Source organism: Ketobacter sp. (assembly GCF_003671495.1).
Taxonomy (GTDB): Bacteria; Pseudomonadota; Gammaproteobacteria; order Pseudomonadales; family Ketobacteraceae; genus Ketobacter.
In genome coordinates this window covers 1-14,564 of the sequence record NZ_RCHN01000018.1, presented here as the reverse complement: position 1 = coordinate 14,564, position 14,564 = coordinate 1, and the positions used below count along the sequence as shown (strand labels likewise).

Sequence of the window (14,564 nt, the reverse complement as noted above, 5' to 3'; positions counted from 1 at the left end):
CCATCAAGACACCGCCTGTGCCAGCACCGACCGATTGCGCCCGGTGTGCTTGGCGGCATACAGAGCGTTATCCGCCGCGTCCACAAAATCCGTCACTGACATACCCGGCTGGGGCTGCAGTCCTACCACCCCCAGGCTTACCGTAATGGGAATCACCTGTCCTTTAAAGGAAAAGCCCATTGCCGCCACCGCCAGACGGACTTTTTCCGCCACGGTGAACGCCGCCTCCTGGTGCGTTTGTGGCAGGATGATGGCGAACTCCTCGCCGCCGTAGCGGGCCACCAGATCCGTCGTCCGGTTGATCATGGTTTGCAGCAGATCGGCAAAGCGCTTCAGGCATTCATCCCCGGCAATGTGACCATGCTGATCATTGAGTTGTTTGAAGTGATCAATGTCGATGAGGATCAGCGACAACGGCTGCCGGGTACGGGCCGCCCGCTGGATTTCCTGGTCCAGCACCTCGTCAAAGTGGCGACGGTTGGCGGCCCCGGTCAGAGGGTCGGTCACCGTGAGCCGGGCCAGTTCCTCATTGGCGGCCGACAGATGGCCCAACGCTTCCTGCAGCTCCAGGGTACGTTCTGCCACCCGCTGTTCCAGCACCTGATTGTTCTGCTTTTCCAGCAGCAGCACCTGTTGCTGCGCCTCAATGGTGTTTTCCCGCTCCCGGTTGATGTCCAGTTGCAGGCGTAAAGCCTGTTGCTGGGCCTGCTCCCGCTGATCCCGCTCCAGCTTGATGCGGGTGGCCAGGGCAAACGACAGCAGCACCATCTCGGTCACAAAACCGATCATCTGGCCATGCTCCGTCAACGGGTGATGCGACACGATGCCGGTGATCATCAGCAGCATCAGCACGGTGAAAAACAGCAGCGCGGCCCAGGCCAACAGATAGACCTTGGCCAGGGGGTTGCCCAGATACCACAGGTACAGAGATCCTCCCAGAGCGAATACGCAGACGATCATGCTCATGTAGATACTGCTCTGGAAAAACCTGTCGAAGGCAAACAGCGCCAGCAGCGCCACCACCCAATACAGCAGGGAGGCATCCACCATCCGCTGCAACCACAGGCTATAGGCACCGATGTTGAGGAATTCGCGGAAGAACAGGGTACCCGCCAGAAAACTCAGATAGATGCCCAGCCCCAAGCCATTCTTGTGCAACCAGACGCTGCCCTGCCAAAGATAGGCGTTGCCCATGCCATTGAAGGCCAATTCATAGATCAGGATGGACACCACATAGGCGCAGTACAGAAGATAGGCGCGGTCGCGCACCAGAATGCCCAGGGACAGGTTGTAGAACAGCAGGGAAAGCAGGGCACCAAAGCCCAGCAAATACCAGCCGTGGACCTGGCGCTGCTGCGTCGCATAAGCATCGGGTTCCCAGATGTAGAGTGGCAGAAAACTGAAATACTGAGTCGACACCCGGAACAACAGGTCCGCCTGTTCGCCAGGCAGCAGGGTGAGGGAAAACTCATAACTGGAACCCGGCACCGGCACCAGCCCACGCGGGTCATCAAAGCCCAGGAACTGATGTTCCCGGCCGGATGCCCGTTGCAGGTAAAAATCCACGCCGTCGATGTTGAGCCAGCGCACTTCTAACTTTCGCTCCAGGGTATGCCGGGTGGCGTTGACCACCGGAACGCGAAACCACACTGGCCGGGACTGGGGGCCTGCGGTGATGGTGGCGTACTCCACCGGTTGCCAGTGGGAAGCCCGCGGCACGTCCGCCATGTGCTCGGTTTCAATCCAATAGGACGCAAACTCCGCCGACACCGCCTGCAGGGGCGCTTCGGTCAAGCGCAGCCGGGCCGCCGACTCGGAATGATCGGCAGCCTCCACGGCAGCGGCGGCTTGATTCCAGCCCAGGGCCAGAACCAGCAACACCCCCCACAGGGGCGCCAGGGCGCGCGCGCGGACGGAAACAGGCTTAACATGGGGCGTCGACACAGGACCCACAACGGTTCGGGATGAATAGTTCGATCAATTATAGTCCCCCAGGGTCAGGGCGTGACGGCGGTAACGAATTCCATACAAAACCGGTTCCCGCTAATATAAGGCGCCATCCCAGTCACAATCTGCCAACCCACAGGAATCCGAACCACCACCATGACGGCTCACCGTGCAAGCCCCGCCTCCCTGGCACTCAGCGTGCTCCGCCCCTACCGGCGCCAGATCCTCTACGGCCTGCTGGCCCTGCTGGTGACCTCCACCGCCATGCTCTCCATCGGCCAGGGCATCCGTCTGCTGATCGACCAGGGCATCGCCACCGCCTCCACCACGCAACTGCGGCTGTATGTTTTTCTGTTTGTGGGCATTGCGGTGATTCTGGCGGCCGGCACCTTCACCCGTTATTACTGGGTCTCCTGGCTGGGGGAGCGGGTGGTGGCGGATTTGCGGGAGCGGGTGTTCAACCACCTCATCGACCTGCATCCCGGCTTTTTTGAACACAACCGGGCCCTGGAAATCCAGACCCGCCTGACCACCGACACCACCCTGATCCAGTCGGTGGTTGGGTCCTCCCTGTCGATGGCATTGCGCAACCTGATCATGTTTCTGGGCGGGCTCATCTGGCTGTTCATCACCAACGCCAAGCTGACCGCCATTGTCATCGTGTCGGTGCCGCTGGTGGTCACCCCCATCCTGTTGTTCGGCCGGCGTGTGCGCGGCCTGTCCAAGCACAGCCAGGATAAAGTGGCGGACGTGGGTTCCTATGTCGGCGAGATCCTCGGCAACATCAAAACCGTGCAGGCCTACAATCACCAGAACACCGACAAGGCCAACTTCAAAGCCTTTGTGGACACCGCCTTCAAGGTGGCTATTCAGCGCAACGTGCAACGGGGCTTTTTGATCACCTCGGTGATCATCCTGGTGCTGAGTGCAGTGGGGCTGATGCTGTGGGTGGGCGGAGTGGACGTAATCAACGGCAACATCAGCGGCGGTGAGCTGGCAGCCTTTGTGTTCTACAGCGTCATTGTGGGTTCGGCGGTGGCCTCCATCTCGGAGGTGATCGGAGAATTGCAACGGGCCGCCGGCGCCACCCAGCGGCTGTTTGAGTTGCTGCAATCCGACTCAGAGATTGTTGAAACGGACACGGCCAGCAACCAACACCAACCTCCCGCATATTCACGCGCCGTGCAAGGGGCCATCGACATTCAGGATCTGTGCTTCAGTTACCCCAGCCGCCCGGATGAACCGGCCATCGATCACTTATCACTGCAGGTTCGCCCCGGTGAAACCCTGGCCTTGGTGGGACCCTCCGGTGCCGGCAAATCCACCCTGTTCGATTTGCTGTTGCGCTTCTACGAATTCAACGCCGGCACCATTACACTGGACGGCGTGGACATCCGGCAACTGTCACTGCAAGCGCTGCGCAGCTGCTTTGCCATCGTCACCCAAAACCCGAGTCTGTTTTACGGCAGCATTCTGGAGAACATCCGCTACGGCAATCCCAACGCCAGCCTGGAGCAGGTGGAGGCGGTGGCCAAAGCCGCCCACGCCCACGAATTCATTTCGGAGTTTCCCGATCGCTACCACACGCACCTGGGGGACGGCGGCATCGGCCTGTCCGGCGGGCAAAAGCAACGCATCGCCATTGCCCGGGCACTGTTGGCCAACAGCCCGATCCTGTTGCTGGACGAAGCCACCAGCGCCCTGGATGCCCACAGCGAATTCCTGGTGCAACAGGCACTGGATGTTTTGATGCAGGGCCGCACCACCCTGGTGATTGCCCACCGCCTGGCCACCGTCAAAAACGCCGACCGCATTGCGGTGTTGAATCACGGGCAGGTGGAAGCCATCGGTTCCCATGGGGAGTTGATGGCCTCCAGTGAACTGTATCAACGGCTGGCGTCGCTGCAGTTCAAGTCGGAGCTGACCTAGTAGCCGTTCAACTCCGCATAGCGATCCACATGAAAAACATCGTCCCCCAACAGCTGCTCCAACACCCGGGCCCGCTTTAGAAAGAAACCGATCTCATGTTCGTCGGTCATGCCGATGCCACCGTGCATCTGCACCGATTCATTGGACACCAGGTTCAAGGTCTGGCTCAGTTGCATTTTGGCAATGGACGCCAGCTTCGCCAGTTGGGTTGCATCGCTGCCACCTTCATCCAGATAGGAAAAACCCGCCCGCACGCAGGAGCGGGCCAGCTCCAATTCCACAAACATATTGGCAGCGCGGTGTTTCAAGCCCTGAAATGAACCGATGATGACGCCGAACTGTTCCCGTTCTTTCAGATACGCCAAGGTGCGCTCGAAGGCTTCACTGGCCGAGCCCAGCATTTCCGCCGCCAGACCCAGGCGCGCCACATCCAGGGCCGAGTCAAACAATTGCACCGTATCGGCGGAGCCCAGAAACTGCTCAGAGGTGATCGTCACGTTATCAAAGTACACCGTGGCGGAATTATGGGAATCCACCATCCAGTTGCGTTCCACCCGCACACCCTTGTGCGCGGCGTCCACCAACACCAGGCGCAATTGGTTGTGGGCATCGCGACAGCTCACAATGAACTTGTCCGCCACATGGCCGTTCACCACAAAATGTTTGCGACCGGTCAACGTGCTGTGTTCACCGGCAGACAACACCGTATCGATATCATAGGGGGCATGGCGGGCACGCTCTTCCAGGGCCACCGCCACCTGGCATTGCCCCGCGGCCAATGCCGCCAGGGTGTCGCGCCGGATCGCACTGTCGGCGCAATGCACCAGCAAATAGGTGGCGAATAAACTGCTGCTCCACAACGGCGAGGCTGCCAGAGTGCGGCCGCATTCCTCCAGCACCACACTCAGGTAACCGGGGCTCAATCCCAGGCCACCGTATTCCTCGGGAATGAGGATGCCCGCCCAACCCAGTTCCACCATCTGCTGCCAGAGGGATTCATCAAACCCCCGGTCGGCTTTTTCATCCCGCAGTTTGCGCAGTGCCAACACCGGCGACCGCGCCTGAATCAGTTTTTTGGCAGCCGCCTGGGTGGCGCACTGCTCTGCATTCAAAACCATGCTCATAATGTCATGCTCATATTAATGTGCTCCGTTAATCCGTAACCTGGTGCTAGTCCGGCAGGCCCAAAACCTGTTTCGCAATCACGTTCAATTGCACCTCGGAGGTACCGCCTTCAATGGAGTTGCCTTTGGAACGCAACCAACGGCGGGTGGAGGTCAGATCCCGTTCGCTGAAACCGGGGCCTTCCCAACCCAGGCCATGATGCCCGGCGATCTTCATCATCAACTCGAACTTGGCTTTGTTGTTTTCGGTACCGTAGTACTTGAACATGGAAGAGGTGGCCCCCACCGACTGACCGGCTTTGGCTTCGGCACTGGCTCGCTGCAGGGTGGCCATAAAGGCCTGGGTTTTCATTTCATGACGCGCGATGTCGGCCCGCAACACCCGATCCGCAATGCGGCCATGGGATTCCCCCAAATATTCCCGCGCCAGTTGCGCCAACGGTGCCGCCTGGCCGGAGGGATCGGCAAACCCGATTTCTGAAATCATGGCGCGTTCGTGTTGCAGCAACCGCTTGGCAATGGTCCAGCCCTGGTTCAGTTCACCCACCAGATTGGCCTTCGGCACTTTGACGTTGTCAAAAAAGGTTTCGCAGAACGGCGAGGCCCCGCTGATCAATTGAATGGGGCGGGTGGACACGCCAGCGCTTTCCATATCAAACAACAAAAACGAAATACCGCCCTGCTTGTGGTTTTTGTCGGTGCGCACCAGGCAGAAAATCCAGTCGGACTTGTCCGCGTACGAGGTCCAAACTTTATGGCCGTTCACCACAAAATGATCGCCGGCGTCGACGGCACTGGTTTGCAGCCCCGCCAGATCGGAACCGGCACCGGGCTCGCTGTAACCCTGGCACCAGCGAATGTCCCCGTTGACGATGTGGGGCAGGTGTTGTTGTTTCTGCGCCTCATTGCCAAATTCCAGCAGGGCAGGGCCCAACATGCCCAACCCAAAACTGAACAGGGGCACCCGACAATTCAACCGCCGCATTTCCTGTTTCAGCACGGCGGCTTCCGCCGACGATAATCCGCCACCGCCATAGGCCTTGGGCCAGGTGGGCGCGGTCCAGCCCCGCTCGGCCATGCGCTCTTTCCACAGGCGAGCGTCCTCACTGGGGTACTCAAAGCGGCGCCCACCCCAAATGGTGTCGGCCTCGCTCATGGGGGTGCGCATGGAAGCAGGGCAGTTCTGTTCCAACCAGGCGGCGGTGTCGCGCCGGAAGTGTTCCAGGTTTTCCATAGTCCTCAGTCCTTAATCCTCAGCCTTTTTCAATATTGTTGTCAGCAGCTCACAGCACCTTAGAAAACGCCGGGGGTTTCCACAATGGCCAAAAGGATCGCAATGGCAACCCTATTGATCAGTCTGTTATGCTGGTGCCAACGCACACGCAACCGGTTCTGCAGTATGACAACGCCCACTGAAACGCCTGCTTCACTGATCATCCCCTTCGACAACGCCTACGCCCGGCTGCCAGAGAGCTGCTTTGCCAAACTGGCCCCCACACCGGTACAAACCCCCGGGCTGATCCGCTTCAACACCGAGCTGGCCACCGAGTTGCGCATTAGTTTTGACGACGCCACCGACAGCGACATCGCCGCCATCTTCAGCGGCAACCGTCTCCCCACCCAGGCCGACCCCCTGGCCATGGCTTATTGCGGCCATCAGTTCGGACAGTTGAATCCTCAATTGGGGGATGGCCGGGCCATTCTGCTGGGGGATCTGGTGGACGTGCACGGGCAACGGCGCGATATCCAGCTCAAGGGCAGTGGCCGCACCCCGTTCTCCCGCGGTGGTGATGGGCGCTCCCCCCTGGGCCCGGCCCTGCGGGAATACATTCTCTGCGAAGCCATGCACGCCCTGGGGGTTCCCACCACCCGCGCCCTGGCGGTGGTGAGCAGCGGTGAGCCGGTACTGCGGGAACGGGCCGAGCCCGGCGCGGTGTTCACCCGGGTGGCCGCCAGCCACATCCGTGTGGGCACCTTCCAGTATTTTGCCCTGCGCCAGGATAGCGAGGCCCTGCAGGCCCTGGCGGACCACGTGCTGGAACGCCATTACCCCACCATCGATCGCACCGCCGACGATCGCTACCTGCAACTGTTCAGCGCCATCTGCCAGCGCCAGGCACAGCTGATCGCCCAATGGCTGCAATTGGGCTTTATCCACGGGGTGATGAACACCGACAACATGACCGTCAGCGGCGAGACCATCGACTATGGACCCTGTGCCTTTATGGACGCCTTCAGTGCTGGAAAAGTGTTCAGTTCCATCGACCAGGGGGGGCGCTACGCCTACCAGAACCAGTCCGCCATCGGTCAGTGGAACCTGGCCCGGCTGGCCGAAGCCATGCTCACCCTGTTCCCCGGAGATGAAGACGAATCGGTGGCGGCGGCCACCACAGTGCTGAAAGACTTTGCCGATGTGCACGGCCAGGCCTGGCAGCAGGCCATGGGGCAAAAATTGGGCTTTGGCCGGGTGGAAGCAGGGGATTTGCAACGCATCTCGGCCCTGCTGGAGCTGCTGGAGCAGGGCGGGCTGGACTACACCCTGTTCTTCCGCCGCCTGTGCAAGGTGACGCAGCCGGAGCAGGATCGCAGTGACCTGCTGGCCCTGCTGACGTTACCGGATTGCCGCAACTCCGCCGCCATGGAGCGCAACCTGCACGAATGGCTGGACGAGTGGCAACAGCAGTTGCGCCAGCGGGAGCCCGACCCCACCGTCGTGCAAAGCCGCATGCTAGCCGCCAATCCGGCCATCATTCCCCGCAATCACCGGGTGGCCGAAGCCATTGCAGCGGCCGAAGCCGGTGACTATTCCGTGTTCGAGAACCTGCTGGCGGCCCTGGCACAACCTTATGCGGAACTGCCCCAGTTCGCGGCCTACCAGGAACCGCCGCAGCCGGAGCAACGGGTGCACAGGACTTTTTGTGGTACTTAATGGTAGCAGCGCATAATGGCGGAACCTGAGCCCGGTCCCGCCCCATTTCCCAGCTACACTTTCACTAATGGCAAGCGCCGCAATCTGACGGTTGCCATAAATTCATGTTATCTTTTCGGTTTGATAAATAAGAATAATTTCATTACGACGAGGCCTCCGGTCGAATGAGTGTGTTATGGATTCTGTTGTTGCCCATGATGGGCATTTTGCTGCCCGTGCTGTTCGGCAAATCGGGTCGCACTCCCACCGCCTGGCTCACCGCCATCATGCCTGCCGCCGCCCTGGGCATGCTGCTGCAAATGGCCCCCATGGTGTTTTCCGGCCAGGTGCCCATGTTCACCCTACCCTGGGTGCCGCTGCTGGGGCTCAATATCTCCCTGCATCTGGATGGCCTGGCCTTCCTGTTCTGCCTGCTGATTCTGGGCATCGGCCTGCTGGTGATCCTGTATGCCCGCTATTACCTGTCCGATACCGACAACATGGGGCTGTTTTACGGCTACCTGCTGTTTTTCATGTCCGCCATGCTGGGGGTGGTGCTGTCCAGCAATCTGCTGCAACTGTGGCTGTTCTGGGAACTCACCAGCATCAGCTCCTTCCTGCTGATCAGCTTCTGGTGGCATAAAACCGAGGCCCGCAAGGGCGCCCGCATGGCGCTGACCGTCACCGGGGCGGGGGGGCTGGCCCTGTTGGGGGCGCTGATGCTGATTGCCCACGTCACCGGCACCTACGAACTGCGGGAAGTGCTGGCCATGGGGGACGTGGTCCGCGCCAGCGAATACTACCCCTACATTCTGGCGCTGTTTTTACTGGGCGCCTTCACCAAATCCGCCCAGTTCCCGTTCCAGTTCTGGCTGCCCCACGCCATGGCGGCACCCACTCCGGTCTCCGCCTACCTGCACTCCGCCACCATGGTCAAAGCCGGGGTGTTCCTGATGGCCCGCTTTTACCCGGTGCTGGCGGGCACCGAATACTGGTTTGTGGTGGTGTCCCTCACCGGCATGGCCACCATGCTGCTGGGAGCCTACATCGCCCTGTTCAAGCACGATCTGAAAGGCCTGCTGGCCTATTCCACCGTCAGCCACCTGGGGCTCATTACCCTGCTGCTGGGGCTGGGCACCGAGCTGGCGGCCGTGGCGGCGGTGTTCCACATCATCAACCACGCGGTGTTCAAGGCCTCCCTGTTTATGGCGGCGGGCATCATCGACCACGAATCCGGCACCCGTGACATGCGCAAACTCAACGGCCTGTGGAAATACATGCCCTGGACCGCCACCCTGGCCATGGTGGCCGCGGCGTCCATGGCCGGGGTGCCGCTGCTGAACGGCTTCCTCTCCAAGGAAATGCTGTTCACCGAAACCCTGCACCAATACACCCTGGGGGCCCTGTCCTGGTGGATTCCCCTGTTGGCCACCGCCGGCGGCGCCTTTGCCGTGGCCTATTCCCTGCGTTTTATGCACGACGTGTTCTTCAACGGCGAGCCCATCGACCTGCCCAGAACCCCCCACGAACCGCCGCGCTACATGCGGGTGCCGGTGGAAATCCTGGTGGTGCTGTGCCTGCTGGTGGGGATCTTCCCCCAGTTCATGGTGGGGGACATGCTCAGCATCGCCTCACAGGCGGTACTGCAAAAAGCAGAGCCGGGTTACAGCCTGGCGGTGTGGCACGGTTTCAACTTTCCGCTGCTGATGAGCGCCCTGGCGGTGGGCGGCGGGCTGACCCTGTACCTGAACCGGCGCCACCTGTTCAGTTTTCAGGATCAGTTTGTGGATCACGATGCCAAGTACGTGTTTGAAAGCCTGGTGCAGCAGATGATCAACCGGGTCTCCACCCTGCACAGCTGGATCGACAACGGCTCCCTGCAGCGGGCCATGTTCCTGATGATCCTGCTGGCCCTGATGGTCAGCGCCATGCCCCTGTTCAACCTGGTGGACGCCATCGGCACCCACCCGCAGCTGCCCATCAACTGGGTGGTGGGCTTCTGCGCCGCCCTGATGATCGCCGCCACCTTTGTCACCCTCTGGTGGAGCCACCGCCGGCTGGTGGCCCTGATCGCCCTGTCGGTGGTGGGCCTGATCGTCTCCATCGCGTTCACCTATTTCTCGGCACCGGATCTGGCGCTCACCCAACTGTCGGTGGAAGTGGTCACCATCCTGCTGTTCCTGCTGGCGCTGTTCTTCCTGCCGCAAAAAAGCCCCACCATCGACAGCCCGCTGTCCATCATCGTGCGCGATTTCAGCGTGGCGGCCCTGTTCGGCAGCGTCATAGGCACCATCTGCTACGCCATGCTCACCCGCCCCCTGGACAGCATTTCCGACTTCTTTATGGAGAACAGCAAACCCGGTGGCGGCGGCACCAACGTGGTCAACGTGATCCTGGTGGACTTCCGCGGGTTTGACACCCTGGGGGAAATCACCGTGCTGGGCATTGCCGCGCTGGGCATCTACAAAGTACTGGCGCAGATGCTGGTGTTCATGCCCTCGGCGGACAGCAAAGGCTATCGCTGGTCGAAGGAAACCCACCCCTTCCTGCTGGCGGTGGTGTCGCAAAGTCTGTTGCCGTTGGCGTTATTGGTATCTGCCTTTATCTTCCTGCGCGGCCACAACATGCCCGGCGGCGGTTTCATTGCCGGATTGATCACCGCCATTGCATTGATTCAACAATACGTGGCCCACGGCGTGGTGTGGATGAAAGGGCGCATGCCCATCAACTACCTGGGGCTGATCGCCAGCGGCCTGTTGATTTCCACCCTGTCCGGCTTGGGCAGCTGGGCCTTTGGCCGCAACTTCCTCACCACCTGGTTTGATCATTTCCACCTGCCGTTAGTCGGCGAGTTTGAGCTGGCCAGTGCCATGGTGTTTGATTTTGGCGTGTACCTCACGGTGATCGGCGCCACCCTGTTGATTCTGGCGAACCTGGGCAAGCTCACCACCAGTGAGCGCCTGCGGGATGGAGGCCACTGATGGAATTTACCTTTTCTTTGGGGGTTGGCGTGCTCACCACCGCCGGCATTTACCTGATGCTGCGGGCGCAGACCTTTCCGGTGATACTGGGGCTGACCTTGCTCTCGTACGCCGTCAACCTGTTCCTGTTCGCCAGCGGCCGCCTGACCGTGAACGGCGCCGCCATCGTGGGGCAGAGCCAACACTACGCCGACCCGCTGCCGCAAGCCCTGGTGCTCACCGCCATTGTGATCGGCTTTGCCATGACCGCCTTTGTGCTGATCCTGTCGTTGCGGGCCAGGGCGGACCTGGGCAACGATCAGGTGGACGGCCGCGAACTGCCGCCGGAACGCAGCGCCATGGAAGAAGCCCTGGCCGGCAAGATCGAAAAGAACAGCGCGGCCCAGAAAAAAAATAAAAGGAACAGAAACTGATGCTGCAGCATTTACCGGTTCTGCCGCTGCTGATTCCCCTGCTGGCGGGCACCCTGTTACTGATGCCACCCCTGGCCAACACGCTGCCGCGGCAACGCTGGGCGGGCACCCTGTTTGCCCTGCTGCAACTGGCCGCCGCCGTGGCCTTGTTGCTGCAAGTGCATCAGCACGGCAGCCTGATGTATGCCATGGGGGAATGGCGCCCGCCCTTCGGCATCGTGCTGGTGGCCGATCGGCTGTCCACCATGATGTGCGTGCTCACCGCCTTTCTGTTGTTGTGCGTGCAACTGTACAGCAGCGCCAACGAGGATCAGAAAGGCAAGTTCTTACACCCGCTGCTGATGTTTCAGGCCCTGGGAATTCAGGGGGCGTTTCTTACCGGCGACATCTTCAACCTGTTTGTGTTTTTTGAAGTGCTGCTGATTGCCTCGTACGCTCTGTTGATCCACGGCGGCGGCGCGCAAAAAACCCTGGCCAACGTGCACTACGTCATCCTCAACCTGGCCGGGTCGGCTTTGTTCCTGTTTGCACTGGGCATCATGTACGGCACCTTCGGCACCCTCAACATGGCGGACATGCAACAACGTGCCGCCCAGATCGACGCCAACGATGTGCAACTGGCCAAAGCCGGCGCCATGCTGTTGCTGGTGGTGTTCGGCCTGAAATCCGCCATGATGCCGCTGCACTTCTGGTTGCCCCGCGCTTATGCCGCCGCCCCGGCACCGGTGGCGGCTCTGTTCGCCATCATGACCAAAGTGGGCATCTACAGCCTGTGGCGGGTGCACGGCACCATCTTTGGTGACAGCGCCGGTGAACTGGCCAACATTGCCCAACCCTGGCTGTGGCCCCTGGCCTGGCTCACCCTGGTGCTGGGCATCATCGCCACCCTGGCCAGCAAAACCCTGCGGGAACTGGTGGCCAACCTGGTGATCGTCTCCATCGGCAGCCTGTTGCTGATGGTGGCCCTCAACACCCGCGAGGCCACCGCCGGTGCGCTCTATTACTTGGTGCACAGCACCCTGGCCACCGCACTGATGTTCCTGCTGGCGGGTTTGGTTGTGCAGCAACGGGGCAAAGCCGAAGATCGCTTTGTGCAATCGCGCCCGGTGGCCCAACCGGCGCTGCTGGGGGGATTATTTTTTCTGGGGGCATTGGCCCTGATCGGCATGCCGCCCATCTCCGGCTTTATCGGCAAAGCCCTCATGCTGAAGGCCGCCCTGACCAGCCACCAGATCCTCTGGATCTGGCCACCCATCCTGGTGGGCAGCCTGGCAGCGCTGATCATGCTGTCCCGCGCCGGTGGCACCCTGTTCTGGCGCACCCGGGGCGAGAACACCGACCCGGCCCGGGCCCACCCCGCCCAACTGGTGGCCGTGGTGTTACTGATGCTGAGCCTGCCGTTGATGGTCGTGCTGGCGGGCACCATCACCGAGTTCACCCAACTGGCGGCAGAGGAAATGCGGATGGAGGTGAAAAGCGGTGCTTAAAAAACTCTTCCCCATGCCATTGCACAGCGTATTGCTGTTGATCGTTTGGTTGCTGTTGAACGACCTCAGCGTTGGCCACCTGGTGCTGGGCCTGATCCTGGCCATCAGCATTCCCTGGGTGGCCGCCCCCTTGAGTGATCCCCACGCCCGTGTCAAAAAACCCCTGCACGCCCTGCGCTACATCCTCATGGTGCTGGGGGACATCGTGGTCTCCAACTTTGAAGTGGCCGGCCGCATCCTGCGCTCCAACAAACATTTAAAACCCGGCCTGATCGCCCTGCCACTGGACCTGACCGGGCACTTTCCCCTGGCGGTACTGGCCAGCACCATCTCGCTGACACCGGGCACCGTGAGCGTGGACTTTTCCGAAGACATGAAATGGCTATACATCCACGCCCTGCACGTAGACGACGAACACAGCCTGATTGAGCGGATCAAAACCCGCTATGAAGCACCCTTAAGGGAGATATTCGCATGCTGACCACCGTATTGATGATCGTCTCCGTCATGGTGGGACTGGCCCTGGTACTGAACACCATCCGCCTGCTGATCGGCCCCTCCACCGCCGACCGCATCCTGGCGCTGGACACCCTCTATATCAATAGCATCGCCCTGATCGTATTACTCGGCCTGTACTTTGCCAGCGACATGTATTTTGAATCCGCCCTGCTGATCGCCATGCTGGGCTTTGTCAGCACCGCCGCCCTGGCCAAATACATGCTGCGCGGTGACATCATTGAATAGGCAACCCACCCAACGGAGGCAACATGATTTTCTGGCTTGAAGCGTTCGCATCTTTTCTGTTGCTCACCGGCGGCGTGTTCATCCTCATCGGCGCCCTGGGCATGGTGAAACTGCCGGACTTTTACACCCGCCTGCACGCGCCCACCAAAGCCACCACATTGGGCATCGGCTGCATTCTGGTGGCCTCGGTCATGCTGCACGCATTACGGGGGGAGGGCTTAAGCATCCAGGAACTGGTCATCAGCTTGTTCCTGTTCATCACCGCGCCGGTGTCGGCCTATATGGTGGCGAAGGCGGCGCTGCAACGGCGCACGCCGTTTAAAGAAGGCACGGTGAATGAGGAGATGAGTAAGGATATTTTGGTAAGGCGGGCGCCGAAGGGGTGATTGTTGCCTTGCGTTGAAGTCGGAGCCGCCGCCTAAGTACACATACAACATCCCTGCTGCAACTAAAATGCGACATCACCCTGGTGGTGATCGCCCATCGTCTTTGGACCATTACCCAGGCCGATAGCATTCTGGTGATGCGTCAGGGGGAGACTGTGCAGGTGGGTGGGTTAGTGGGTGAATGCCAGATTCCGAATTCGCGTATATTTACGGTAGACAAGAGTCTCTTAAACAAAGAGAGTGAATCTTGGATATACCGGAACTTCCGGTATTTGCTTTTGGGTTATACCGAAGGTTCCGTGATTTGGTCCTTGGATATCTCGAAACCTTCGGCTTTTGCCAGATGAATGTATAACCTATAGCTGCTATTAATTATTTTAAATCAGTGTGTTATCGAAATTTGGCTTGAATAGCACTGAAGGTTCAGCTCACTAAGGCGTTATATGCCCGAAATCACGAAGTCCAAGGCTGCGATAATTTCGGAACGATAAGCTGAAAGGTCGTATGCTTCTTTACCAAGCGAAGACCTGTCGATTCCAGCAATTTGCTGAGTCATAGCAATGTAAGGCTTCCCCTCAATATCAATTTGTGGGCAAAGCTTGGTAATGGCTGATGAAGCAGAGATAGAAGAAGGGCTTAGCGGAA

12 protein-coding genes are annotated in these 14,564 nt (G+C 60.0%); 8 read left to right on the top strand and 4 right to left on the bottom strand.

Annotated elements, in window-relative coordinates; translation table 11 throughout:
- Positions 1–3: 3 nt before the first annotated feature.
- Positions 4–1,944, bottom strand: a complete 1,941-nt coding sequence (locus tag D9N14_RS08840; protein ID WP_290579009.1) for a diguanylate cyclase — start codon at positions 1,942–1,944, stop codon at positions 4–6.
- A 159-nt stretch (positions 1,945–2,103) separates the two neighbouring features.
- Between D9N14_RS08840 and D9N14_RS08835 the strand changes: the two genes are divergently transcribed.
- On the top strand, positions 2,104–3,876 hold the full coding sequence (locus D9N14_RS08835) for an ABC transporter transmembrane domain-containing protein (RefSeq protein WP_290579008.1): 1,773 nt from the start codon (positions 2,104–2,106) through the stop codon (positions 3,874–3,876).
- On the opposite strand, the gene D9N14_RS08830 is transcribed toward D9N14_RS08835, so the two are convergent.
- Together D9N14_RS08830 and D9N14_RS08825 are read right to left on the bottom strand one after the other, a co-directional pair.
- Positions 3,873–5,000, bottom strand: coding sequence for an acyl-CoA dehydrogenase family protein (locus D9N14_RS08830; protein ID WP_290579007.1), 1,128 nt, complete (start codon positions 4,998–5,000; stop codon positions 3,873–3,875). The genes D9N14_RS08835 and D9N14_RS08830 overlap by 4 nt on opposite strands.
- Before the next feature lie 46 nt (positions 5,001–5,046).
- Complete coding sequence (locus tag D9N14_RS08825) at positions 5,047–6,234, bottom strand: acyl-CoA dehydrogenase family protein (RefSeq protein WP_290579006.1); 1,188 nt, start codon at positions 6,232–6,234, stop codon at positions 5,047–5,049.
- A 165-nt stretch (positions 6,235–6,399) separates the two neighbouring features.
- Here D9N14_RS08825 and D9N14_RS08820 point away from each other — a divergent pair, with 165 nt between their 5' ends.
- The 7 genes from D9N14_RS08820 to D9N14_RS08790 all read left to right on the top strand — a co-directional run bounded on the left by D9N14_RS08820 (position 6,400) and on the right by D9N14_RS08790 (position 13,919).
- Positions 6,400–7,929, top strand: coding sequence for a protein adenylyltransferase SelO (locus D9N14_RS08820; RefSeq protein WP_290579005.1), 1,530 nt, complete (start codon positions 6,400–6,402; stop codon positions 7,927–7,929).
- Between the two features lie 164 nt (positions 7,930–8,093).
- The gene (locus tag D9N14_RS08815; protein ID WP_290579004.1) at positions 8,094–10,889 is read left to right on the top strand and encodes a monovalent cation/H+ antiporter subunit A; all 2,796 of its coding nucleotides are present in this window, start codon (positions 8,094–8,096) and stop codon (positions 10,887–10,889) included.
- Complete coding sequence (locus tag D9N14_RS08810; RefSeq protein WP_290579003.1) at positions 10,889–11,302, top strand: Na+/H+ antiporter subunit C; 414 nt, start codon at positions 10,889–10,891, stop codon at positions 11,300–11,302. The genes D9N14_RS08815 and D9N14_RS08810 overlap by 1 nt, the downstream gene beginning before the upstream one ends.
- Before the next feature lie 2 nt (positions 11,303–11,304).
- Positions 11,305–12,789 carry a monovalent cation/H+ antiporter subunit D gene (locus D9N14_RS08805; RefSeq protein WP_411267928.1) on the top strand — a complete coding sequence of 495 codons (1,485 nt, stop codon included), beginning with the start codon at positions 11,305–11,307 and terminating at the stop codon, positions 12,787–12,789.
- Positions 12,782–13,270 carry a Na+/H+ antiporter subunit E gene (locus D9N14_RS08800; protein WP_290579001.1) on the top strand — a complete coding sequence of 163 codons (489 nt, stop codon included), beginning with the start codon at positions 12,782–12,784 and terminating at the stop codon, positions 13,268–13,270. Before D9N14_RS08805 ends, D9N14_RS08800 begins: the two co-directional genes overlap by 8 nt.
- Entirely contained in the window at positions 13,264–13,533 is a 270-nt protein-coding gene (locus D9N14_RS08795) for a K+/H+ antiporter subunit F (RefSeq protein WP_290579000.1), read from the top strand. The genes D9N14_RS08800 and D9N14_RS08795 overlap by 7 nt, the downstream gene beginning before the upstream one ends.
- A gap of 23 nt (positions 13,534–13,556) precedes the next feature.
- Positions 13,557–13,919 carry a Na+/H+ antiporter subunit G gene (locus D9N14_RS08790; protein ID WP_290578999.1) on the top strand — a complete coding sequence of 121 codons (363 nt, stop codon included), beginning with the start codon at positions 13,557–13,559 and terminating at the stop codon, positions 13,917–13,919.
- Between the two features lie 439 nt (positions 13,920–14,358).
- Here D9N14_RS08790 and D9N14_RS08785 read toward each other — a convergent pair.
- On the bottom strand, positions 14,359–14,564 hold a 206-nt coding region (locus D9N14_RS08785), incomplete at its 5' end, for a CcdB family protein (RefSeq protein WP_290578998.1).